Annotated in this window: 15 protein-coding genes and 3 pseudogenes; 9 read left to right on the forward strand and 9 right to left on the reverse strand. The window is 70.9% G+C overall.

Features of this window, described 5'->3' with window-relative positions; all coding sequences use genetic code 11:
- Window positions 1-58 precede the first annotated feature (58 nt).
- Window positions 59-265 (reverse strand): DUF1918 domain-containing protein, encoded by a 207-nt coding sequence (locus FHR32_RS39910; protein WP_184759785.1) that lies wholly within the window; start codon window positions 263-265, stop codon window positions 59-61.
- A gap of 484 nt (window positions 266-749) precedes the next feature.
- On the opposite strand from FHR32_RS39910, the gene FHR32_RS39915 reads away from it, so the two are divergent.
- The 6 genes and pseudogenes from FHR32_RS39915 to FHR32_RS39930 all read left to right on the forward strand — a co-directional run bounded on the left by FHR32_RS39915 (window position 750) and on the right by FHR32_RS39930 (window position 6,827).
- Window positions 750-2,426 carry an NADH-ubiquinone oxidoreductase-F iron-sulfur binding region domain-containing protein gene (locus FHR32_RS39915; protein ID WP_184759786.1) on the forward strand — a complete coding sequence of 559 codons (1,677 nt, stop codon included), beginning with the start codon at window positions 750-752 and terminating at the stop codon, window positions 2,424-2,426.
- A pseudogene (locus FHR32_RS45500) lies at window positions 2,423-3,706 on the forward strand (molybdopterin-dependent oxidoreductase); the annotation flags it as partial. The gene FHR32_RS39915 and the pseudogene FHR32_RS45500, both read left to right, overlap by 4 nt.
- 103 nt (window positions 3,707-3,809) lie before the next feature.
- Window positions 3,810-4,055 (forward strand): annotated as a pseudogene (locus FHR32_RS45505) (molybdopterin-dependent oxidoreductase); the annotation flags it as partial.
- Between the two features lie 24 nt (window positions 4,056-4,079).
- Entirely contained in the window at window positions 4,080-4,727 is a 648-nt protein-coding gene (locus FHR32_RS45510) for a molybdopterin oxidoreductase family protein (protein WP_246468592.1), read from the forward strand.
- Window positions 4,728-4,842: 115 nt separating this feature from the next.
- A pseudogene (locus FHR32_RS45515) lies at window positions 4,843-5,049 on the forward strand (universal stress protein); the annotation flags it as partial.
- A 173-nt stretch (window positions 5,050-5,222) separates the two neighbouring features.
- Window positions 5,223-6,827 (forward strand): penicillin-binding transpeptidase domain-containing protein, encoded by a 1,605-nt coding sequence (locus tag FHR32_RS39930; RefSeq protein ID WP_184759788.1) that lies wholly within the window; start codon window positions 5,223-5,225, stop codon window positions 6,825-6,827.
- Window positions 6,828-7,147: 320 nt separating this feature from the next.
- On the opposite strand, the gene FHR32_RS39935 is transcribed toward FHR32_RS39930, so the two are convergent.
- Window positions 7,148-7,960, reverse strand: a complete 813-nt coding sequence (locus FHR32_RS39935) for an aminoglycoside 3'-phosphotransferase (RefSeq protein ID WP_184759789.1) — start codon at window positions 7,958-7,960, stop codon at window positions 7,148-7,150.
- Window positions 7,961-8,148: 188 nt separating this feature from the next.
- On the opposite strand from FHR32_RS39935, the gene FHR32_RS39940 reads away from it, so the two are divergent.
- From FHR32_RS39940 to FHR32_RS39950, 3 genes are all read left to right on the forward strand, one after another.
- A complete protein-coding gene (locus FHR32_RS39940) occupies window positions 8,149-8,658 on the forward strand; it encodes an ArsR/SmtB family transcription factor (protein ID WP_184759790.1) in 510 nt (169 codons plus the stop codon).
- A gap of 33 nt (window positions 8,659-8,691) precedes the next feature.
- The gene (locus FHR32_RS39945; RefSeq protein WP_184759791.1) at window positions 8,692-9,492 is read left to right on the forward strand and encodes a M23 family metallopeptidase; all 801 of its coding nucleotides are present in this window, start codon (window positions 8,692-8,694) and stop codon (window positions 9,490-9,492) included.
- Between the two features lie 257 nt (window positions 9,493-9,749).
- Entirely contained in the window at window positions 9,750-11,675 is a 1,926-nt protein-coding gene (locus FHR32_RS39950; protein ID WP_184759792.1) for a glycoside hydrolase family 71 protein, read from the forward strand.
- Window positions 11,676-11,821: 146 nt separating this feature from the next.
- Here FHR32_RS39950 and FHR32_RS39955 read toward each other — a convergent pair whose 3' ends face one another.
- The 7 genes from FHR32_RS39955 to FHR32_RS39985 all read right to left on the reverse strand — a co-directional run bounded on the left by FHR32_RS39955 (window position 11,822) and on the right by FHR32_RS39985 (window position 20,981).
- Window positions 11,822-12,457: an FMN reductase gene (locus FHR32_RS39955; RefSeq protein WP_184759793.1), complete on the reverse strand. Its 636-nt coding sequence runs from the start codon at window positions 12,455-12,457 to the stop codon at window positions 11,822-11,824.
- 58 nt (window positions 12,458-12,515) lie between these two features.
- Window positions 12,516-13,634, reverse strand: a complete 1,119-nt coding sequence (locus tag FHR32_RS39960; RefSeq protein ID WP_184759939.1) for an LLM class flavin-dependent oxidoreductase — start codon at window positions 13,632-13,634, stop codon at window positions 12,516-12,518.
- 131 nt (window positions 13,635-13,765) lie between these two features.
- A complete protein-coding gene (locus FHR32_RS39965; protein WP_184759794.1) occupies window positions 13,766-16,126 on the reverse strand; it encodes a hypothetical protein in 2,361 nt (786 codons plus the stop codon).
- Window positions 16,123-17,859, reverse strand: a complete 1,737-nt coding sequence (locus tag FHR32_RS39970) for an ABC transporter permease subunit (RefSeq protein ID WP_184759795.1) — start codon at window positions 17,857-17,859, stop codon at window positions 16,123-16,125. Before FHR32_RS39970 ends, FHR32_RS39965 begins: the two co-directional genes overlap by 4 nt.
- Entirely contained in the window at window positions 17,856-19,097 is a 1,242-nt protein-coding gene (locus tag FHR32_RS39975; protein WP_184759796.1) for an ABC transporter substrate-binding protein, read from the reverse strand. Before FHR32_RS39975 ends, FHR32_RS39970 begins: the two co-directional genes overlap by 4 nt.
- Window positions 19,081-19,773 (reverse strand): ATP-binding cassette domain-containing protein, encoded by a 693-nt coding sequence (locus FHR32_RS39980; RefSeq protein ID WP_184759797.1) that lies wholly within the window; start codon window positions 19,771-19,773, stop codon window positions 19,081-19,083. The genes FHR32_RS39975 and FHR32_RS39980 overlap by 17 nt, the downstream gene beginning before the upstream one ends.
- A 392-nt stretch (window positions 19,774-20,165) precedes the next feature.
- Window positions 20,166-20,981: an HARBI1 family protein gene (locus FHR32_RS39985; protein WP_184757841.1), complete on the reverse strand. Its 816-nt coding sequence runs from the start codon at window positions 20,979-20,981 to the stop codon at window positions 20,166-20,168.
- Between the last annotated feature and the right edge of the window lie 50 nt (window positions 20,982-21,031).

Genomic DNA, 21,031 nt, shown 5'->3' on the forward strand with positions numbered 1-21,031 from the left:
CGACAATCGATCACTCATCGTCGGTCCAGGCACGCCTCTGCGGGGACCCGCGGCCTGATCAGGACGGTGCGGGTTCCGTGCCCTGGTGCTCGATGTGGGCGTCCGGTCCTGGGAAGACCAAGGCCTCGTGTTCCTGGTCAAGCCAGCGGACCTCGTACGGCGGTGAACCGTCGGCATGGTGCAACGCGGTGATGACGCCGATGCGTCGTGGCTCGCCCAGATGGGCACTTTCAACGACTAGCCGGTCCCCGATATCTGCCTTCATGGCTGGCCCCTTTCCTCTCTCTTCCATTCCAGCTCTACCCGGGCGTGAACGCCGGCCATGCGCCGGGCGGCCCGGAAGGGCTTTCATCATGACGTGGGCCCGGTGAGCTGATCGATGTCCTCCGAGGTGACGGCGCTCAGGGTGATCACGATGATCGCCTCCCGTCAGTCCGTCAGTCCGTCATTCCAATCTGGTCTGATGGCTTCCGCCGGGATAGGGCAGGAGGTCCCGAGGGTGGGTGACTTCCGTACCGCCTGACGTGGGCCCGATCCACTGGCGCGTGCAAGTGATCGGAGAGTCCGCCGTTGTGGCAGCAGGCGCGCTGCACAAGGCGACTTTCCAGGCCCACCGAGCCGGGTGAGCCTCCTCCGCTTCCGAGATATCAGCATCAAGGACCGAGAAACGGTAGAGAGAGGCCAAAAGTCTCTCCGGGCAAGGTCCATGGGCCCTGAGGCGACGGACGGAGCGGGTTCATGATGGGACCATGAGTTCGGCTGGTTGGTTGGACGCCTTTCGAGCACTGGCCGACCTACGCGGACGGCCCGGCACCCGGCTGATGGAGTCTCTGGCCAGGGCCGCCGCCGGTTCAGCGGAAGGCCCGCGGGCATGGGCGCCCGCGGTAGCCGGGCGGTTGGGCCTGCCGGCGGCCGCCGGGCTGGGACCGGCCACCTTCTACGCCGACCTCGCCGCCCGGCACGGCCGCCGCCACGTGCGGGTCTGCACCGCCGCGGCCTGCTTCGCCGCCTGCGCGGGCCGGCACCTCGCCGAGGTCGAGAACGTGCTCGGCACCCCTGTGAACAGCGCCGATCCGCAGGCCGGGGCCTCGCTGCAGGGTGTCCGCTGCCTCGGTTACTGCTACGCGGGCCCGGCCTGCCTCGACGGCGACCTACCCTGCACCGGCCCGGCCGTCGCCGATCAGCTCGCCGGCCGCGCCCTGCCACGGGCACCCTCGATTCCGGTCGCCGATGCCACCGGTGACCCGGTTGTGCTCGCCGGCATCGTCGCGGGGGAGTCCTCCTGGCAGGTGTGGCCCGAAACCGTGGACACGCGCAGGCCGGAACAGGTCCACGCCGAGGTGGCGGTCTCCGGGCTGCGGGGGCGTGGTGGCGCCGGCTTCCCGGTGGCCGCCAAGTGGGCCGCCGCGGGCGGCTCGCCTGACACGGTGGTGGTCGCCAACGGGGATGAGGGCGATCCCGGCTCCTACGCCGACCGGTTGCTGATGGAAGCCGATCCGGCGCGGGTGCTGGAGGGGTTGGCGCTGGCCTGTTTCGCCTGCGGAGCCCGCCGCGGCGTGGTGCTGGTGCGTTCGGAGTACCCGCGGGCGCTGGTGAGGATGCGGGCCGCGGTGGAGCGGGCCTACGCCGGCGGGCACCTGGGACGGATGATCCACGGCAGCGGCGTCGAGCTTGACGTCGAGGTGGTCGAGGGCGCCGGTTCCTACGTGGCAGGCGAGGAGACCGCCCTGATCGCCGGGCTGGAGGGTGCTCGTGGATGCGCGCGGGCCCGCCCGCCCTACCCGACGCAGCGGGGCCTGTGGAACGCGCCGACCGTGGTCAACAACGTCGAGACGCTGGCCGCCGTCCCGTGGATCCTGCGGCATGGCGGGACCGCGTACGCCCGCCGCGGTACGGGGGCCGAGACCGGCACGAAGCTGGTCTGCCTGTCCGAGCGGTTCGCCCGGCCCGGCTGCTACGAGGTCGAACTCGGCACATCGGTGCTCCGCATCGTCACCGAGCTGGGCGGCGGCCTGCGCGAGGGGGCGGAGCTGAGCGTTCTGCAGGTGGGCGGGCCGCTGGGCGGCTTCCTCGCCCCCAACCGGCTGGACGTGCCGCTGACCGATGCCGCCCTGACGAGCCAGGGCGCCACGCTCGGGCACGCCGGCCTCGTCGCCTTCGACCAGCAGGTGGAACCCGAGGAGGTGCTGCGGCATGTGTGGGAGTTCGCCGCCGCCGAGAGCTGCGGGGCCTGCTCACCCTGCAGGGTCGGTTCCCGCCGCGGTCTGGAGATCGCCGAGGCCGGTGTGCCGCCGGGGGAGGAGTACGCGCGGCTGCTCCGGGTGATGGGCCAGGCCAGCCTGTGCGCCTTCGGGCGGCGGGTGCCCGCCGCGGTGCGCAGTCTTGTCCGTGCCTACGGGGACAGGCTGGCGGGGTGGGACCGATGAGGGTCGACGTCGACGGTGTCACCGTCTGGCCGGCCGACGGTGCCTCGCTGCTCACCGCGGTGCGCTCGGCCGGCGTCGAGCTGCCCACCCTGTGCCACGACGACCGTCTGACTCCGATGGGCTCCTGCCGTACCTGCCTGGTGAGATCCGGTGGGAATGTGGTGGCCGCCTGCGTGACCCCGGCCGCCGACGGCGCGGTGGTCGAGGTCGTCTCCGACGATCTGCGAGCGCTGCGCCGCGAGGCGGTGGAGCTGATCGTCTCCGTCCTGCCGCCCTACGCTCTGGGCGACGGCGTGGGCAGCGGCGAGCTGGCCCGGATCTGTCACTCGCTGGGGATCGCGCCGGAGACCGCCCAAGGCCGCGGTGGCCGGGGCCGCGACGACACCCACCCTTACGTCCGCCTCGATCGGGATCTGTGCATCGCCTGCGGCCGGTGCGTGCGGATGTGCTCCGAGGTCCAGGGCACGTTCGCCCTCACCCTGGTCGGTCGGGGCTCCGATACGGTGGTCGCTCCCGGTACGGGCGGGGCGTGGGCCGACTCCGACTGCGTCGCCTGCGGTGGCTGTGTCGACACCTGTCCCACCGGGGCGCTCACCGAGCCTGGACTGCCGTTCGGCGCTGATGCGGCGGTTCCCGCACGTACCCGTACCACGTGTGGCTACTGCGGCGTCGGCTGTTCCCTGGAGGTGCTCACCCGTGACGGCCAGGTGACAGCCGTCCTGCCGGACCACGACGGCGCGGTCAACCACGGGCACGCCTGCGTCAAGGGCCGCTTCGCCCATGGCTTCCTCCGTTCACCGGAACGGCTCACCCGGCCGCTGCTGCGCCGCGACGGCCGCCTGGAACCGGTGAGCTGGGCCGAGGCGCTCGGCCACGTCGCCTCTGGCCTGCGGGCCGCCGTCGCCGAGGGCGGTCCCGACGCGGTGGCGGCGATCTCCTCGTCGAGGGCCACCAACGAGGAGAACTACCTGATCCAGAAGTTCATGCGGGTCGCCATCGGCACCAACAACATCGATAACTGCTCCCGGCTCTGCCACGCCCCCTCGGCCGCCGGGCTGACCGCCGCATTCGGCCTGTCCGGAGGTACGGACACCTTCGACGACGTCGAGAGGGCCGACTGCCTGCTACTGGTGGGTGCCAACCCGATCGAGGCCCATCCCGTGGTCGGCGCGCGACTGCTCCAGCGCGTCCTGCGCGGGGCGCGGTTGATCGTTGCCGACCCGCGGGCCGTCGGGCTGGCCCGTTACGCCGACGTGCACCTGCGGCCCCGCCCCGGCACGAACGTCGCCCTGTTCCACGGGCTGGCGCATGTGCTGCTCGCCGAGGGGCTGATCGACGAGGAGTTCCTGCGCCGCCGCGCGGCCCGGAATGCGCATCCCGGAGATGTTCGCAGCCGCACGCGCGAAAGAGCTGCGGGCGCTGTGGATCGTGGGAGAAGACGTGTGCGCCACCGATCCGGACGCCACCCGGGTCGCCGAAGCCCTGGATGCCTGTCCGCTCGTCGTCTGCCAGGAGCTGTTCCTGTCCGAGACGGCGCGCCGCGCCGACGTCGTGCTGCCGGTCGCGTCCTGGCTGGAGAAAGACGGCACCTTCGTCAATTTCGACCGCCGCTTCCAACGGGTGCGTTCCGCGCTGGACCCGCCGGGAGAGGCCATGACCGACTTCGCGGCCGTCCACGCCATTGCCTCGGCGCTCGACGTGGACCTGGGCTGCCGGACGCCGGCCGAGGCGCTGGCCGAATGCGGCCGGGTGGCACCCCTGTTCGCGGGACTGTCCCATGAGCGCCTGGACCGGGAGGGCGCCATCCCATGGCCGTGCCCGGACCCTGACCGCCCCGGAGAGGCCAAGCTCTACCGGGAGCGGTTCGCGACACCTGACGGTCTGGCTCACCTGGCCGCCTGCCCTTACCTCCCGCCAGGCGAGAAGCCGGACGACCGCTACCCCCTGATCTTGGTCACCGGGCGGCGCTGGGCGCACTACAACTCCGGCAGCATGACCCGCCGCACGCCCAACATCCGGCTGGCCGCTACCGACTGGCTCGACCTCCATCCCGCCGACGCCGCCCGGTACGGCCTCGGCGACGGCGACCCGGTCACGGTGGAGAGCCGCCACGGCCGGGCCGGCCTGACCGCCCGGCTCAGCCGCGACATGGCGCCTGGGCAGGTCTTCTGCGCCTTCCACTTCCCTTCCAGCGGGGTCAACACCCTCACCTCCGATCACGCGGACACCGCGACGTCGTGCCCTGAGTACAAGGTCACCGCGGTGCGGCTGGTGCCGAGCCATGACACGTCGACGCGCTGAGGTGGGTTTCTTCCGCGCGAAAGGGCGAAGGCCTCTCCGCGCCGGGACGATCCTCCCTGGGAAAACCACCGGTGCTGCGATCAGATGGGAGCGGGTGAGAGACAGGTTCGCCGCCTGGCCGGAGAAGTTCCCCGAGGTGGAAGTGGTGGAGGACGTTCAGGGCGCTCACCCCGTCCAAGCTCTCACCGACGCGTCCACCAGGGCCGATCTGGTTGTGGTGGGCTCGCGGGGCAGGAGCGTGGTCGGTTCGGTGGTGCTGGGCTCCGTCAGCCGCGGCGTGCTGCACCATGCCCACTGCCCGGTGGCGGTGATCCGGTCCTGAACGCCGGGCTCACGCGCGAGCCCGGCGAGTCGCCTCGTGAGTCGCCGACCGCCCGCCCAGAGCTTCATCCGACCGCGCCGGCCGGGTCTCGCCATGAGCCCGGCCGACTGTGGGTCTGGCATGCCGGGGTCCGTCGCTGATATACACCCGTGGGAACTCGGAGGGGGAACGGCATGCGCAGGCGGTGGCTTCTCGCGGTGATCACCTCGGTGGTCGCGATCATCGCCACCGGCGTGTACGCGCTGGTGGTCACCCCGGACGACGTGGTGGCCTCCTCTCCGGAGCGGTCCGGTCTCTCCGGAGAGCCGGTCGGGGAACCGCCGCCCGCCCCGGCGCCCATGCTCACCCTCCTCCCGGAGCCCACTCCCACACCGACCCCTCCGGCCGATCCGGGGCAGACCGCGGCGGGTTACCTCGCCGCCTGGCAGGCCGGTGACCTCTCCTCAATGGCCGGCCTGGTCGCCGATCCGCCGGCCGACTTCGCCGAGCGGCACCGGCGGTTCGACACCGAACTGCGGGTCTCGTCGCTGTCCCTCACCCCCGGTGAGCCGCTCCGCCAGGGGGAGGAGGCCGAAGTGCCCTTCCAGGGGGCGCGAGAGGTGGCGGGGCTGGGGCGGTGGCCGTTCTCCTCGGCCCTGCGGCTGACGCTGCGGGCCGGCACCTGGAAGGTGCTCTGGACCCCGGAGACGCTGCACCCCTCGCTCAAGGACGGCGGGAGCCTCCGGCTCAAGGAGACCCGGGTCCGCCGTCCGGCCACGCTCACCCGCGAGGGCGTGCCCTTCCCCCGCGACAGCAGGGCGGGCGCCTACGTCACCGGGCTGGACGACACGGCGGACGAGCTGGCGCTGGAGGAAACCCCCTCCGGCCGGACGCTGCTCACCTCCCCGGCCCCGCCGCTCCCGGGGACGCGCAGCACGATCTCCCAGCCCGTGCAGGCCGCGGCCGCCCGTGCCCTGGACGGCGTCGAACGGCCCGCCGCGATCGTGGCCGTGGACGTCCCGACCGGCCAGGTGCGCGCGGTGGCGGACACGCTGGGCGGCAAGCTGGCGTTCAACGGCCTCTACCCGCCCGGCTCGACGTTCAAGGTGGTGACCGCCGCCGCGCTGCTCCGCACCGGCCTGACCCCGGAGTCACCGGTCGCGTGCCCGGCCGCCTACACCATCCCGAACGCCCGGAGCTTCACCAACGACGGCGGTGCCGATCACGGCACCGTGACCCTCACCATGGCCTTCGCGTTCTCCTGCAACACCACCTTCGTCCAGCAGGCCTACGAGCGGCTGCGCGACGACCGGCTGCGCGCCGAGGCCGCCGACCGGTTCGGCTTCCGGGAGAAGCCGGGCCTGAGCTCCTGCCGGATCCGGCCGCAGGCGGACCTGAACGAGCTGGGCTCCGACGCCATCGGCCAGAACTCGGTGCAGGCCAGCCCGCTCTGCATGGCCGAGGTCGCCGCCGCGGTCGCGGGCGGCGTCTGGAGACCCGCGATCATGACCGACGAGCCTCCGGCCGGCTCGCCGGCCCCGGTGCCGCTGGACGAGGGCGTGGCCGCCGGCCTGCGCGCGATGATGGGCGCCGTGGTGGCCCAGGGCACGGCCGCCCAGGCCGGACTGCCGCCGGGCACCGCCGGCAAGACCGGGACCGCCGAGATCGCCGACGGCGGGTCCCACGCCTGGTTCATCGGCTACCGCGACACGCTGGCCTTCGCGGTGTTCGTCCAGAACGGTGGCAACGGCGGCAAGGCGGCGGCGCCGCTCGCCGCGAGGTTCCTCAAAGCCCTCTGAGACGAAAGCTGCGTTCAGGGACCCGCCGAAGAGAACACCGCCCTCCCCTTGGGATAGAGGAGGATCGGCCGGCTCCACGAGCAGTTTCAGCGGATCCGCAGCTCGACCACTGCCGCCACGTCCGCGAGAGCGGCGTCTCGGGGGTGAAGGCGATCCTGCTCGACCTGGCCACCCGGCGGCGCTTCCCGGCCGTCCTGCCGCTGCCACGCCTGGCATCGGCGCTGTTCAGGCCATCCGGCTGGCTGGCGGGCCTGCCGATGCGGGAGGTCTCGGTACGTCGGTCGCGAGTGCTCCCGCCCGGGCGGGCACGGGGGCGACCGTCACGCCATGTCCCAGAGCAGCCGGTAGTAGGCGATGCGCTCCGGGTCCGGGGCGATCCCGTACGCGTCGTACACGACACCGTCGTAGCCCGGGCCGTAGTTCCACTCCGTGCTCCACGCCGCGACCGCGAGATCGGCCCACCGGTCGGCCACCCCGAGCGAGCCGAGGTCGACGTGCGCGGCGAACGTGCCGTCGTCGTGCAACAGGGTGTTGGGGACGCACGCGTCCCCGTGGCAGACCACCAGGCGGTCGATCGCGGGCGGCTCGCCGATGCGCGCCCGGGCCTCCGCGAGGTCGAGATGGCGGTGCTCGGGGAACCAGTCGGCCGGTCCCTCGCCGTCGGCGATGCGCTCGTCGGCGCGGGCGAGCCGCCGATCGACGCTCCAGTCGAACGGGCATCCCTCCACGGGCAGGGCGTCGTGGAGCAGGCGCAGCCCTCGGCCGATCGCGGCCGCCGCGGTCGCCGGGTCGGCGATCCAGCGAGGGTCCACCGCCGAGCGGCCGGGGACCGCCGCCGTGACCAGCCACGCACCGTCGGCGTCCGTACCGTGCTCGATGACGCGCGGAACGGTCGCCCACCGCTGCGCCCAGGCCAGGCGCTCCGCTTCGGCGGGGAGGTCGATCTCCGGGGTGCCGGCGGCGACCCACTTGGCGTACCTGGTGCCCTCGCGCCCGTTCTCGAGGCGGAACGTCAGGCCGCCGAGCTCGTTGCGCCACACCGGAGTGACGGTGTCGCCGCCGGCGAGCGCCGCGACGACGGCGGGGACGGCCACGGGGCCGGTCGGGATCTCGGAGATGACGGGGCGGCTCATAGAGACGCGATCCTCCCAGTGAGCGGCACCGGTGACAAACGGTTTTTCGAGGGAGAGGCGGTCTGCCGGTGAGGCTCGAGTACGGGAACCTCACGGTTTTCAGCGCTGTTCAGCGAGGAACCCGGGCCGCTCGGCAGGCTGCCCCCCTGCCTATTTGCTGTTTTTACGTAGTTACGTAAAATAAAACCATGGACCTAGAGGATCGCGTCGCAGAGTTGGAACGCCGACTCGCGGCGCTTGAGGGAGCCGACCGCGGTGGAGGCCGCGCCGCCCATCCGGAGGACTCCGATTTCTGGGCCCTGGAGGGCCTGAAGGCGAAGTTCGCCGAGGGTGAGGTCGCCCATGGCGGAGTGCTGTTCACCGGAGCGGTCCGGTTGCCGACGGGCGAGCGGTACGAATGGCAGCAGTCCCTGCCCACCGACGCGCTCCTCGGCGAGGACTGGTCGGATGTCGCGGAGTCCTTCGCGGCACTGGGGCATTCCGTGCGGATGCGCCTGCTCCGCGAGATCCTCGACGGCCGTCGCACCGTCGCCGAGCTGGCCGCGCTCGACGGCCTCGGCACAACCGGTCAGGTCTACCACCACCTGCGGCAACTGACCTCCGCGGGCTGGCTGCACGTCGCGGGCCGGGGCCGCTACCAGGTCCCTCCGGGACGGATGGTCCCGTTGCTGGTGGTGCTGGCCGCCTCCCGGCCCTGAACCCGTCCGACACCCGATCCCTGGAAGGGCGTCATGCGCAAAACATTCATGATCCTTGGCCGCTTCTGCTGGGTGGTGTTCTTCGCACAACTCGTGGCGGGGTTCTTCCTCGACTTCTCCTGGATGTGGGGCTGGATCCCGCTGGGGTTGGCGATCGTCCTGCAGTCCGCGGTGAACCGGCAGCTTGTCCTGCCCGGCCCCCCGCGGGCCGTCGAGGTCGGCCTGCCGGTCACCGGCCGCTGGTCCGCCCTCAACAGCCCGGCCGACAAGGTCCCCAGTCACGGCACCCACGGCTACGGCCAGTCATACGCCATCGACATCGTGGCGGAGCCGGAGGATCAGGCCCGTCCCCGCTTCGGCTGGTGGCCCGTCGTCCGCCGCAACCGCGACTTCCCGGCCTTCGGCGCCCCGCTCCTGGCCGTCGCCGACGCCACCGTCGTGCGTGCCACCGACCGCCACCGCGACCATCTCAGCCGCAACTCGTTCCCCGCCCTGCTCTACCTCGTCTTCGAGGGGATGTTCCGCGACATGGGCGGTCCGGGCCGGGTCGTCGGCAACCACATCGTCCTCGACCTCGGCGACGGCACGTATGCCATGTACGCCCACCTTCAGCGTGGCTCGCTGGCCGTCCGTGAGGGTGACCGGGTCCGCGCGGGCCGGCCGCTGGCCCGCTGCGGAAACTCCGGTAACTCCACCGAGCCGCATGTGCACTTCCAGCTGATGGACGGCCCCGACCTGGATGTGGCCCACGGAGTCCCCTTCTCCTGGCGCGGAGTCGGCGTGCCCGGTAACGGCGAAGTTTTCTCGGCCGACGAGGAACCCGCGATGCCGTGAACCTGGCACGCCGACTCCGCGCACCGGCTGCAGAGCGGACGGGGAGAGGGAGCGCTGCCGGCCTGAGGACGCCGACGGCAGGGGACGCCTCGGCGCAGGTCGGCTCGTCAAGGTCATTCTCGTTGTACAAAAGCGCAAAACGGGATGAAAATTGCTAACTGGTGTATATGATGTTCGGGTTTTGCGATGATCATTTCTTGATAATGTGTCGTTACATACCGTAACTGAAGGACGCCATGCGATCTCGCTTAAGTGCGATGGCTCTGTCGGTGGTGACTCTGGCCGCTACCACCGGCCTGATGGCCGTGACCACCCCCGCCTCCGCGACCGCCCCCACCAGCCAGACGGTGACCGTCGAAGCGGTCGAGGACACCTATGTCAGCCAAGCCGGCCCCACGGCGCCGCATGGCAGCCACGCCTGGCTCTCGGCCAACGCGGCCACATCCGACGGCGCGACCGACACCGAGCGCCGCGCCTATGTCCGTTTCACCCTCAAGGGCCTGCCCGACAACGCTTCCGATGTCAAGCTGACGCTGGAGCTGCAACCGGTCAGGACGACCGATACCGTCCTCGAGGTGCGTCCGGTCACCGGAACGTGGTCCGAGTCCACTCTGAACTGGAACAGCCGGCCGGCCACCGGTGCGGTGCTGGCCACCGCCAAGGGCCTGACCAGTGGACAAACGGTCAAACTGGACGTCTCTTCTGCTTTCACTGGCAACGGTACCTATTCGTTCGCCATCACCTCGCCCTCGAACGTCCAGAGCGTGCTGCACTCCTCGCAGGCCACCAGCGGCGAGGGGCCCAGGCTCACGGTGACGTACGTCGATGCGCCCCCGACGGTTCCGGCCGGTCCGCTGCCATTCGACCTGCCGTCGACCTCGACGCTGCGCGCGTCCTCCCACAAGGTGTTCGCGCACTACTTCACGCCGTACCCGATCTCGCTGAACAACAAGGCTGGGGCCGACGACTACTACACCAAGAACTACCTGAACCCCGCCGGCGAGAGTGGCAAGCACGTGGCGTACGGCGGACTGCTGCGTGACCGGCCCTTCCCCCGGGAGGTGCTGTCCGGCGACTGGCAGCTGGCCGACATGAAGAAGGAGGTGCAGACCGCGGCCAAGGCCGGGCTGGACGGCTTCACCGTGGACGTGCTCTCCCTCACCAGCGCCCACTGGGACCGGCTCAAGATCCTGATCAAGGCCGCCGAAGCGGTCGACCCCGGCTTCAAGATCGTGCTGATGCCGGACATGACCTCGCTGAAGGTCGACGCCGGCACGCTCGCCTCGGCCATGGCCGGCCTGGCCGCCTCCAAGTCGGTCTACCGCCTGGGCGACAACCGCCTGGTGATCTCGCCGTTCAAGGCCGAGCAGCAGAACGCCGCCTGGTGGAAGAGCTTCATGGGCATCATGAAGAGCTCCCACGGCATCGACGTCGCGCTGGTCCCGGTCTTCCTGAACTTCTCGTCCAACGCCTCGGCCTTCGCGCCGATCAGCTACGGCTTCTCCAACTGGGGCAACCGCAGCCCGGCTCAGCAGACCGGCATCGAGTCCAACATCTCCAAGGCGCACAGCCTGAACAAGATCTGGATGCAGCCGGTCTCGGTCCAGGATGAGCGACCCAACCAGGGCATTTACGACGAGGCCAACAACACCGAGAACCTGCGTACGACGTGGGAGAAGTCCATCTCGGGCGACGCCGAATGGATCCAGCTCACCACCTGGAACGACTTCTCCGAAGGTACCCAGTTCGTTCCCTCGGTGCACAACGGCTCGACGTACCTGGACATCTCGTCCTACTACCTGACCTGGCTGAAGACCGGCAAGGCTCCGGCGATCGTGCGTGACACGCTCTACCTGACGCACCGCTCGCAACCCGTCGCGGCCAGGCCGACGTCGGGTTCGCAGACCATGTTCATGAACCCGCGCGGTGGCACGTCCACGCCGCGCGACAAGGTCGAGGTGCTGTCGTTCCTCACCAAGGCGGCCGCGGTGAAGGCGACCATAGGCGGCAAGGAGCAGAGCTACGACGCCAAGGCCGGCGTCCAGGCGCAGCTCTTCCCCTTGGCGTACGGACTGAACAAGGCGTCCGTGGGCGCGGTGACGGTCTCGTCGCCGTGGGAGGTCAAGAGCAGCTTCTCGGTGCAGGACCTGCAGTACAACGCGGTCAGCAGCGGCCGCAAGTGAGTTCCTCGCGCCCGCCCGGGCCGGGCGGGCGCGACCTCGGCGGCCCGGCCGGCCCGGGCTCACGATCACCGGCGCAGGAGCCGGCGGGTCGCCGGTGAGATAGACCGGCCGTGACAGTTCGCGCGGTCACCGGAGACCCGCCGGGCTCAGGGGCGCAGCGCCGCGAGCTGCTGCTCGAACGGGACGACGTCGTCGAGCCGCCCGGCGTCGATCGGTCCGGCGGCGGGCGGCCGGCGCAGCATCAGACCGGCCAGCTCGCCGCCCGCGCGGACGACGCGGGCGGCCAGGCCGTCGGTGCGCGCGTCCCCGCCGGTGCCCCAGTCCTCCGACGCCGCGTACACGGCGGTGGGTACCACGAGCGCGCGCAGGTAGACGAAGAGCGGGCGCAGGGCGTGCTCGAGGGCGAGCGAGTGCCGCGCCGTACCACCGGTCGCCGCGATCAGCACGGGCTTTCCGGCGAGCGCGGTGTTGTCGATCACGTCGAAGAACGACTTGAACAGGCCGCTGTAGGAGGCGGTGAAGATCGGCGTCACCGCGATGACGCCGTCCGCCTCCGTGGCGGCCTCGACGGCCTCGCGGAGGGCGGCGGCCGGAAAGCCGGTCACCATGGCGTTGGCGATGTCGCCGGCGAGGTCGCGCAGCTCCACCACGCGCACCTCGACCGCGGCCTCCCCGTCCGCCAGGCGCCGCTCGGTCGCCTCGGCCAGCCGGTCGGCCAGCAGGCGCGTTGACGACGGCCGGCTGAGACCGGCCGAGACGACCACGAGCTTCAGGGGCTTCATCGGAATCCTTTCGGTGCGGGACCCCGTCCCAGGGACGGGGTCCGCCACGGGACGGTTGTCAGGCCGGGGAGCCGGCGGGGACGGGCGACTCCGTCCCGTCACCGGCGTCGCGGCGGGCGACGAGCGCCGCATGGGTGGGGCCGTCCGGCACCTGGCTCGGCCGGCCGGAGGCGAACTCCTTGCGCAGGACGGGCACGACCTCCTCGCCGAGGATGTCGAGCTGCTCCAGCACGGTGGAGAGCGGCAGCCCGGCGTGGTCCATCAGGAACAGCTGGCGCTGGTAGTCGCCGAAGGACTCCCGGAAGGTCAGGGTCTTGTCGATGACCTCCTGCGGGCTGCCCACCGTGAGCGGGGTCTGGTCGGTGAACTCCTCCAGCGACGGGCCGTGGCCGTACACGGGCGCGTTGTCGAAGTAGGGGCGGAACTCCCGTACGGCGTCCTGGGAGTTCTTGCGCATGAACACCTGGCCGCCGAGGCCGACGACGGCCTGCTCGGGAGTGCCGTGGCCGTAGTGGGCGAAGCGCTCCCTGTACAGCTCGATCAGGCGGATGAAGTGCTCCTTGGGCCAGAAGATGTTGTTGGCGAAGAACCCGTCGCCGTAGTAGGCGGCCTGTTCGGCGATCTCCGGGCTGCGGATCGAGCCGTGCCAGACGAACGGCGCGACCCCGTCGAGCGGCCGGGGCGTCGAGGTGAACGACTGCAGGGGGGTGCGGAAGCGGCCCTCCCAGTCCACGACGTCCTTGCGCCACAGCTCGTGCAGCAGCGCGTAGTTCTCGATGGCCAGCGGGATGCCCTGGCGGATGTCCTTGCCGAACCACGGGTACACCGGCCCGGTGTTGCCCCGGCCCAGCATCAGGTCGACGCGCCCGTCGGCCAGGTGCTGCAGCATCGCGAAGTCCTCGGCGATCTTGACCGGGTCGTTCGTGGTGATCAGGGTCGTGGCGGTGGAGAGGATGAGCCGCTCGGTCCGCGCGGCGATGTAGCCGAGCATGGTCGTCGGCGACGACGGCACGAAAGGCGGGTTGTGGTGCTCGCCGGTCGCGAAGACGTCGAGCCCGACCTCCTCGGCCTTCAGCGCTATGGCGACCATCGCCTTGATCCGCTCGCGCTCGCTCGGTGTCCTGCCCGTGGTGGGGTCCGTGGTGACGTCGCCTACGGTGAAGATCCCGAACTGCATCGTGTTCACCATCCTCCAGATCATTGAAGTTTCAACCGTGTTGAACGCCGTGGCACCTGGATTATTCCCGGAAGCCGGAGGACCGGTACGGCGCGCGCCGGGCCGTGAAACGTCCCGGGGAACCGGTCGGCTCACAGGCTCTCCAGCCGCCGCCGTATCTCGGTGACCTGCAGCGGCTCGGCCCCCTCATCCCACTGCGCGAGCGCGGCCAGCCCCTTCTCGCGCTGTTCCCGCGTGTTCCGTGGGTCCACCCGGGCGAGATGCAGCCATGCCAGCGCGGTGCTCACCCCCATCGCGGGGAGCCGCTCCACGGCAGACCACAGGAGCTTGGCGGCCTCCGCGTGGTCCGCCTCCGGCAGCGTCGCCGCCCGGTGCATCTGGCAGCGGGCCTGACCGATCGTGTCCCTTGCCCGGTCGTACAGCTCGGCCGCCTCCTCCCAGCCGTTCGAGGCCTCGTGCGTCCGGCCCAGGCAGCGGTTGACGAGCGCGAGAAGCTCCAGGGTGTGGGCCTCGGCGCGCAGGTCGCCCGACCGCCGTGCGATCTCCAGGGCCTGGACCAGGGTCTCCACCGCATCCCTGTACAGGCGGTGCGCCTCATCCTGTGTCCCGGGGACGCTTTCATGAGGTACGGCGTCTCCGTGCTGGGGGGCCGTCCCGTCCTTCCTGCCCGTGAAGCCGCTGACCTGCCCCCGGCGTATCTGGAGGACGGCCATGTTGATCAACCGGGTGGCCTGTCCCGTGGTGTCCCCACCCGGCAGGGCCTGGCCGTACTGCACCAGTGCCGCCTCCACCGCGGCGAACTCGTCGCCGGCCGCCAGGAGCGTCGCCGCGCGTGCCAGATGGAGCTGGGCGGGCCATGACTCGACGCCGGCCTGCAACCGTGCGGCCTCGTCGAAGTGTTCCCGGGCCCTGCCCGGCTCGCCCAGCTCCAGGGCGATCAGGCACAGCCGTAGCTCGGCGGTCGCCCAGGCGTCCGGATATCTCAGCTTCTTGGCTGCTTTCGCCAGGGCGCAGGCGGCCTCGCGCCTTTCCTCGTGGCGCTGCTCAAGGGCGAACCACACCTCCAGGGCGTCCGCGATCCGCCACAGGGACTCGGCCGCCTGCGGGGCCGGCTCGGGCATCTTCAGCATCTGCAGCAGAGCCCTGTCCTCGAGGCCGAACCAGCCCCGTGCCTCCTCCTGTGGGAGCCGGTCGGCCAGGAGGTCGGCCCGGTCCGCGAAGTGCTTCACCAGACGCTGCAACGCCGCCTTCCATCTCTCCGGCTTCGCGTCTCCCGGTTTCCCGTCCGGTGAGGTCACGATCGCGCGGGCCGCGCCCACCACACGGATCCGCCGCCTCGTCATCTCCGCCAGGCCGTACCGGCTCAGCTCCTCCATCGCCTGTCCGGCTTCGTCTTCCGAGCTGCCGGCGAGGGCGGCGACCCCATCGGTCCCGAGTTCGGCGATCGGTGCGTACACGAGCAGTCCGAGCAGCTGCCGCGCCTCCTGGCTCACCCGTCTCAGCTGCAGGTCGAGCAGGACCTGAAGGACGCGGTCGCGGGGTCCCGCCTCCAGCTGATCCACCAGCGACGCTATCGACTCCTTCCTGTTCTGGGTGAGCCAGCGGCCGATCCCGACCACGAGGGCGGGCCTGCGCAGGAAGCGTTTCGCCAGCCTGTCCCCGGCCTCGGGTTCGTCCCGGAGCCGCTCCACCCCCATCTGCTCCGCCTCGATCCGGGAACGCAGCAGCTCCAGGCCGTCGGCCGCGTCCAGAATGCCGACGTGGACGACCTCCACGTCGTTGAGGTCGTCCGCAGCGACGACGAGGTCTCCGGCGACGATGATCCGGCTCCCCGGCACATGACGGGGAAGCCAGGCCACCTGGTCCCACCGCGCGACGTTGTCGAGGAGCAGGAGACGGCCGCTCAGATGGAGTGTCGTGGAGACCTCCTGAGCCGCCACCCGCTCGTCCTTGATCGGCCCCAGCGGGCGGCCGAGCGTCCGCAGCACCCGTTCCGCCACGCTCTGCCAGTTCTCGGGTTCGTCCCTGTCCTGCCCTCGCAGGTCGGCGTAGTGCTGCTGCTCTGGTTCCGGCGCCACCCTCCACCCGGCGTTGACGGCCACCGCGGAGGTGCCGATCCCGGTCACCCCCCGGACCACGACCAGGCGTGACTTCAGGGCCAGGTCGGCCACCTCCCTTACCTCCCGGTCCCTTCCGATCAGCGCCTCGATCCGTGGGGGGAGTCGCCGGGACTCCAGCGGGAAGGACGGGGAGGTCTTATGCCTGCGCAGCCACCGCGCGGAGAGCAGCAACAGCGACACCGAGAGCGTCAGCCCGGTGGGGATCGCCGGCAGGACGAGGTCGAAGGTCATCTCCAGAAGGACGGCCGCTCCCACCGAAGGGCCGAACAGGAGCGCGGCATCCAGCAGCTCCTTGCGGTTTCCCGGCAGCGCCGAACGCAGCCCGGCCAGGACCGGCCGCTTCGGGGACGGCCTCCCGGGGGAGGAGCTCATCGATGAACCCCCTGTGTCAACCCTCTGACCAGCCACTTGCCAGTGGTGAACAGCAGCAGGGCGGGCACGGCGGTCATCATGACCCCCTGGGCTGCCAGTCCTCCGGCCGAGGTCGCGAAGTAGCGTGCCTGCTGCAGCAGCAGCAACGGCGCCTGATCCGCCGCCGGCCAGTTGAGCAGCAGGCCGACCACCAGGTCGTTCCAGACGAGGATGAAGGTCAGCACCCCCACCGCGACCACCGCGGGAACGCTCTCGGCCATCATCTGGACCATGGCGGAACGCCCTTCGGTGAGCGGTCGCCGCACCACCGGCCGCGGTACCGACATGAACGCGTTGCGCAGGAGCAGCACGCCCAGGGGAAGCACCAGCGCGGCGTGCACGAAGCCCAGGACCACGACGCTGCCCAGGGAGACGCCCAGCACCTTTCCCAGCGGTACGGCCAGCACCTGCGGCGGCAGCACGGCGAGCACGACCGCCACCCCGGTGACGATCCGCCGCGTACGGCTGGACAGCCGTTCGTGTGTCAGGGCGTAGGCGGCGGGGACGGCCATCAGCAGGACGACGGAGGCGACCAGTAACCCGCGCTGCGCCGTGGCCACCAGCGCTCCGGCGAAGGAACCGCCGTCGAGGGCTTCGGCGTACGAGCTCAGGCCGTAGCCTCCGGTCCACCATCCGGACACGGCCACCGCGTCCGGGGCCCTGAACGAGGTGAGCACGAGGACGGCGAACGGGAACGCCCAGAGCACGGTCACCGCCGCGGTCATGGCACGCAGCGGCCAGCGGGTGCGGCGCGCGGCGGGCGGGCTCGCCCTCCGTCTCCGCAGTCCCGCCTCCGGCCAGTCACGGCGGAGCCTCCACAGCACCAGCAGTGCCACCGCGGCGGCCAGCACGGTCAGCAGGACCGCCAGCGCCGACGCCCGTCCGTCTCCGAGATCGTCGCGGTGGCGCCACCAGAAGAGCCCCACCACGTCCACCTCGGGCTGGACCGAACCCGGCGCGCCCACCAGGATCAGGTCGAACACACGGACGGCGGCGGTGAGCATGATCAGCATCACCAGCGCCGCCGTGGGGAACAGCGCCGGGATCACCACCATGCGCAGGCGGCGCAGCCGCCCGGCGCCGAAGACGCGCCCCACGCGCAGGAGATCCGCCGGCATCTTGGCCAGGCCCACGTGGAAGACCAGGAAGGCCAGACCCGTCCACTGCCAGACGAACACCGTGCCGAGGACCAGCCAGATCCAGCCGGGCCCGGTGAAGAGCACGCGGTCGGCCAGCAGGGCGTTCACCATGCCCCGATGGGGGTCCGGGTCGAAGATCAGGCGGAAGGCCACCCCCGCCGTCAGCGGGGAGGTCACCGCGGGCAGCCCCAGCACGGTCAGCAGCAGCACGCGCGTGCCCCGCCCCGCGTCGCGGGCCAGCCAGGCCAGCCCGAGCCCGAGCGCGCAGACCACCGGAGCGAGCATCAGCCAGAGGGCGTTGTGGGACAGGGCCCGCCAGATCTCCTCATCGATCAGGACGTCCAGGTAGTTGGCCGGACCGGCGCCCTCGGTCACGCTCGCCACCACGGTCACGGCCAGCGGCCCGAGAAGGACGACGGACGCGAGAACGACGGCGGGCAGCAGGTGCCGCCAGGCGTCCCAGCGGCCATGCCCGGACGACTTGGCCGGCGCGCGCATGTCGTGATGGGGCGTGGCCTCGAAGAGAAGGTCGCCGGGGAGGTCGTCGCGCGTCATGACGGCCGTCCCCTCCTGATCAGCTTCGCGATCATCCTCATCGCGTCGTCCGCGGCCTGTTCGGGCGCCTGCCCGTCGACGGCGACCGCGACGAACAGCTCGGTCAGGACCCGCCACAGGCCCTGGCCGTCCCCACCCGACAGGGGCCCCGTGAGCCGATCGGAGAGGTCGAACTCGATCGACTGGCTCAGCTCCGGCACCAGGTCCCGTATCGGGGCCGGGTAGCCGCGGACGTTCTGGTTGAGCGACAGGAAACCTCCCGCGGCGGCCCAGCCTCCCAGCCGCTCACCGGCGCCCTCGCCGGTGAGCCACTCCACGAACCTCCTGCCGCGATCTCCGCTCGACTCGAGCGCCACGACGGCGTCCCCGCCGACCACCACACGCGGTGCGGGGTGGCCCCGCGGGCCGGGGAAGCGGAACCGCCACGCCTCCTGTCCCGGCGAGCGGTAGTGATCGATGACGGGCCAGGCGAAATCGGGGGCGGCCAGCATGTCGGCGCTGCCGTACCGGAAGACGTCGAGGATCGAGTCGTGAAACTGGGTGACCAGTGCCTGCCGGCCCCCGCCGGGGACGAGGCCGCGGATGGACCACAGGTCCGCCAGCCGGTTGAGCGCCTTCCTGATGGAGTCGTTGCCCCAGCTCTCGGGCTTCCTGTGCAGGGTGCTGTAGGTCGCCGGGTCGAGCCCGAGGAGGACGTTCTCGAACCAGTCGGTGAGCACCCAGCCGTCGGCCGCGGCGATGGCGAGCGGCGGGCGACCGTCCTTCGCCCGCGCGCGGTCGCGGCACAGCTCCACCCAGCTCTCCCAGTCGGTGGGCAGGGTCGGTACGGCCTCCGGCCGGTACCACACCAGCGACTTGTGCGCGACTTTGAACCAGGCGCCCTTGAGCGTGCCGTCCGCCCCGCAGCGCATGAGGTCCTGCCAGAAGGGAGGGTCGCCGGACGGCAGGGACTGCAGCCGCGCACAGACGGCGGACTCGTTGATCAGCCCGGGTCGCGGCACGATCGCCACGTCGGGGGTGGCCGCCGGAGCCACCGAACTTCCGAGCAGGGCGGCGATGTTGTCCCCGGCCGAGTAGACGACGGCGGACTGTCCCTGCAGGACCCGGTTGAAGCGACCCAGCTCCCAGCCGCTCCACACCACCGCGATCCGCAGCGGGGGGTCGCCGCCGCAGCCCGTCAGCCCGGCGGCGGCCAGGCCCGACAGTACGGCGAGGGCATGCCTACGGTCCATCCGCATCGACGACCTCCCAGGAGGCTGCGGGGGTACGGAGCATCTCGACCCGGTGCCTGTCATCGCTCACCACCAGGACCGGCAGGTCCGGGTAGGCCTTCAGGCTCTCGCTCACCGCCACGTGGCAGGGCGGGTATCCCGCGCGATCCTCGATCACCACGGCCTCCGCCGTCGGCCAGTGGCACATCGCGCGGGCGAGCGCCACCCGGAGCCTTTCGTCGGGGGAGAGGTCGTGCGGCCGCCAGCCCAGGAACCCGTGAAGGTTCAGCCGTCCGGCCACCAAGTTCACGTGCCCTTTTCGGTGATTTGCATGCTCTTTTCGGGAGTTGTCCGGATGGCGGTTCCGCACCCCGAATTCGATGTTCTGCTCGACCGTCAGGTGGGGGAAAAGACTGCCCCCGGCAGGCACGAAGGCGATGCCGCGCTCCTCTGAGCTCAGTGAGGTGATCTCGCGGTGGCCGATCAGAATCCTGCCCCTGATCGGCCAGGCCTGCCCCAGCAGCACGTCGGTGAAGGTCTCCGCGTCGGCGGTGCCGTCCGCCAGCACGACCCCCGTCTGCCCGGTCTGGACGACCAGGGAATCGGGCTTCAGCGCACGCCCGTTCCCCTCGTGCTCCCAGCGGAGACCGTCCAGGTGGAATTCCCAGTGCGGATCGTCCGATTGAAGCTGTGGCCCGGGCATGTATTCATCAGCTCCGGTGAGCGGGGAGACGTCCCTCCTTGTATAACGTAACGAGATTGGTCTTTGAAAGGTTTCGGTGGATTGCGCCCCGATTGATTTCCGCCTCCGCGGGGTGGGGAAACCCGCCCACGTCGGGGCGGACGGTCTCCGCGGCGGCCGGGGCGCCGGGCCCCGGCTGTGCTGACGTCTCCGGCCGGCCCCGCGCGGGGTCCCGCCGGGGTCGGCGGCCACCCAGCTCGCGTTCGGGTGGTCGGGGGCGACGCCTCTGCCGAGGAAGTCGTAGACGGTGTCGGCGTACAGCCGTGCCACCTGGGGTGTCGAGGCGTTGCCGTACCGGGCCACGGCCTCGTACCAGCGCCCGGCGTCTGTAAGCGATTGACATTGAGTCATTGTCAGCAACCGGCGTTCACGCTGGGTGACAGCTGCTTGTGAGCTTGCTCCCGGTGGAAGAGGACGAGCGCCGCGGCGACGATACCGCCGATCTTCCAAGGGCACTTGCTGACGTTCCGCAGTGCCTTGAACCGCATCTTGAGCTGGGCGTTCGCTCGTTCGGCGAGGGCTCGGAGCGCACCGTGGACCTTGTTGTACTGGATCTGATCGTCGGTGAGTGTGCCACCCCGAGACCTCTTGTACGGCAGGCGAAACCCCATACCCGCATCGACGTAGCCGAGGTCGGCCAACGTGATCAGCCCGTCCTCGGCGGCCTTGGCCAGCGGGTCGAGGAGGCCGTGCAGGCGGGCACAGGTGAGATCGTGTTCACGGCCGGGCCGTACCTCAGAAGTCCACAGCGGGTCGCCGCCGGGGCTGGACAGGACCTGAATGTTGCCGCCGTGCTGCTTGTGTTTTCCACTCCACCACAGGTCGGCGCCGTTCGGGCCCAGGGCGCGGCAGCGGTCGGTTTCGATCAGCGTGCCATCCAGATGCAGGTGGGTGTAGCCGGCGGCCTTCGCCGCCGTGAGCGCCTCCTGTAGCGTCGGCGCCTGGGCCTTCAATACGGTGACCCCTTCTTCGACGTACCGATCACAGGTCGCGTGCGAGATGGCGTTATCGGCGGCCGGCCGGGCGATCCGAGCGCCGTCCACCAGCCAGCGGATGATCAGAACGGCCTGCTTGAACTCGCCCAGCGCCCGAGTGCCCGCGCGGGTGCGGCGCCGTACCCGCTCGGCGCGCAACAGCCCGGCCAGAAACAGCACAACCTCGCGCGGCATGTCCAACTCGGCTGTGTAGGTGATACTGGAGGTCACGTGAAGCCCTTGTG

Origin of the sequence: Streptosporangium album (assembly GCF_014203795.1) — a bacterium.
Classification (GTDB): Bacteria; Actinomycetota; Actinomycetes; order Streptosporangiales; family Streptosporangiaceae; genus Streptosporangium; species Streptosporangium album.

Excerpts from the sequence above, each read along its gene's own strand:
- FHR32_RS39970 (WP_184759795.1), bottom strand. The coding sequence starts at position 17,859 with ATGACGCGCGACGACCTCCCCGGCGACCTTCTCTTCGAGGCCACGCCC.
- FHR32_RS39975 (WP_184759796.1), bottom strand. The coding sequence starts at position 19,097 with ATGCGGATGGACCGTAGGCATGCCCTCGCCGTACTGTCGGGCCTGGCC.
- FHR32_RS39935 (WP_184759789.1), bottom strand. The coding sequence starts at position 7,960 with ATGAGCCGCCCCGTCATCTCCGAGATCCCGACCGGCCCCGTGGCCGTC.
- FHR32_RS39960 (WP_184759939.1), bottom strand. The coding sequence starts at position 13,634 with ATGCAGTTCGGGATCTTCACCGTAGGCGACGTCACCACGGACCCCACC.
- FHR32_RS39915 (WP_184759786.1), top strand. The coding sequence starts at position 750 with ATGAGTTCGGCTGGTTGGTTGGACGCCTTTCGAGCACTGGCCGACCTA.
- FHR32_RS39930 (WP_184759788.1), top strand. The coding sequence starts at position 5,223 with ATGCGCAGGCGGTGGCTTCTCGCGGTGATCACCTCGGTGGTCGCGATC.
- FHR32_RS39910 (WP_184759785.1), bottom strand. The coding sequence starts at position 265 with ATGAAGGCAGATATCGGGGACCGGCTAGTCGTTGAAAGTGCCCATCTG.
- FHR32_RS39940 (WP_184759790.1), top strand. The coding sequence starts at position 8,149 with ATGGACCTAGAGGATCGCGTCGCAGAGTTGGAACGCCGACTCGCGGCG.
- FHR32_RS39945 (WP_184759791.1), top strand. The coding sequence starts at position 8,692 with ATGCGCAAAACATTCATGATCCTTGGCCGCTTCTGCTGGGTGGTGTTC.
- FHR32_RS39950 (WP_184759792.1), top strand. The coding sequence starts at position 9,750 with ATGGCTCTGTCGGTGGTGACTCTGGCCGCTACCACCGGCCTGATGGCC.
- FHR32_RS39955 (WP_184759793.1), bottom strand. The coding sequence starts at position 12,457 with ATGAAGCCCCTGAAGCTCGTGGTCGTCTCGGCCGGTCTCAGCCGGCCG.
- FHR32_RS39980 (WP_184759797.1), bottom strand. The coding sequence starts at position 19,773 with ATGCCCGGGCCACAGCTTCAATCGGACGATCCGCACTGGGAATTCCAC.
- FHR32_RS39985 (WP_184757841.1), bottom strand. The coding sequence starts at position 20,981 with ATGCCGCGCGAGGTTGTGCTGTTTCTGGCCGGGCTGTTGCGCGCCGAG.
- FHR32_RS45510 (WP_246468592.1), top strand. The coding sequence starts at position 4,080 with ATGACCGACTTCGCGGCCGTCCACGCCATTGCCTCGGCGCTCGACGTG.
- FHR32_RS39965 (WP_184759794.1), bottom strand. The coding sequence starts at position 16,126 with ATGAGCTCCTCCCCCGGGAGGCCGTCCCCGAAGCGGCCGGTCCTGGCC.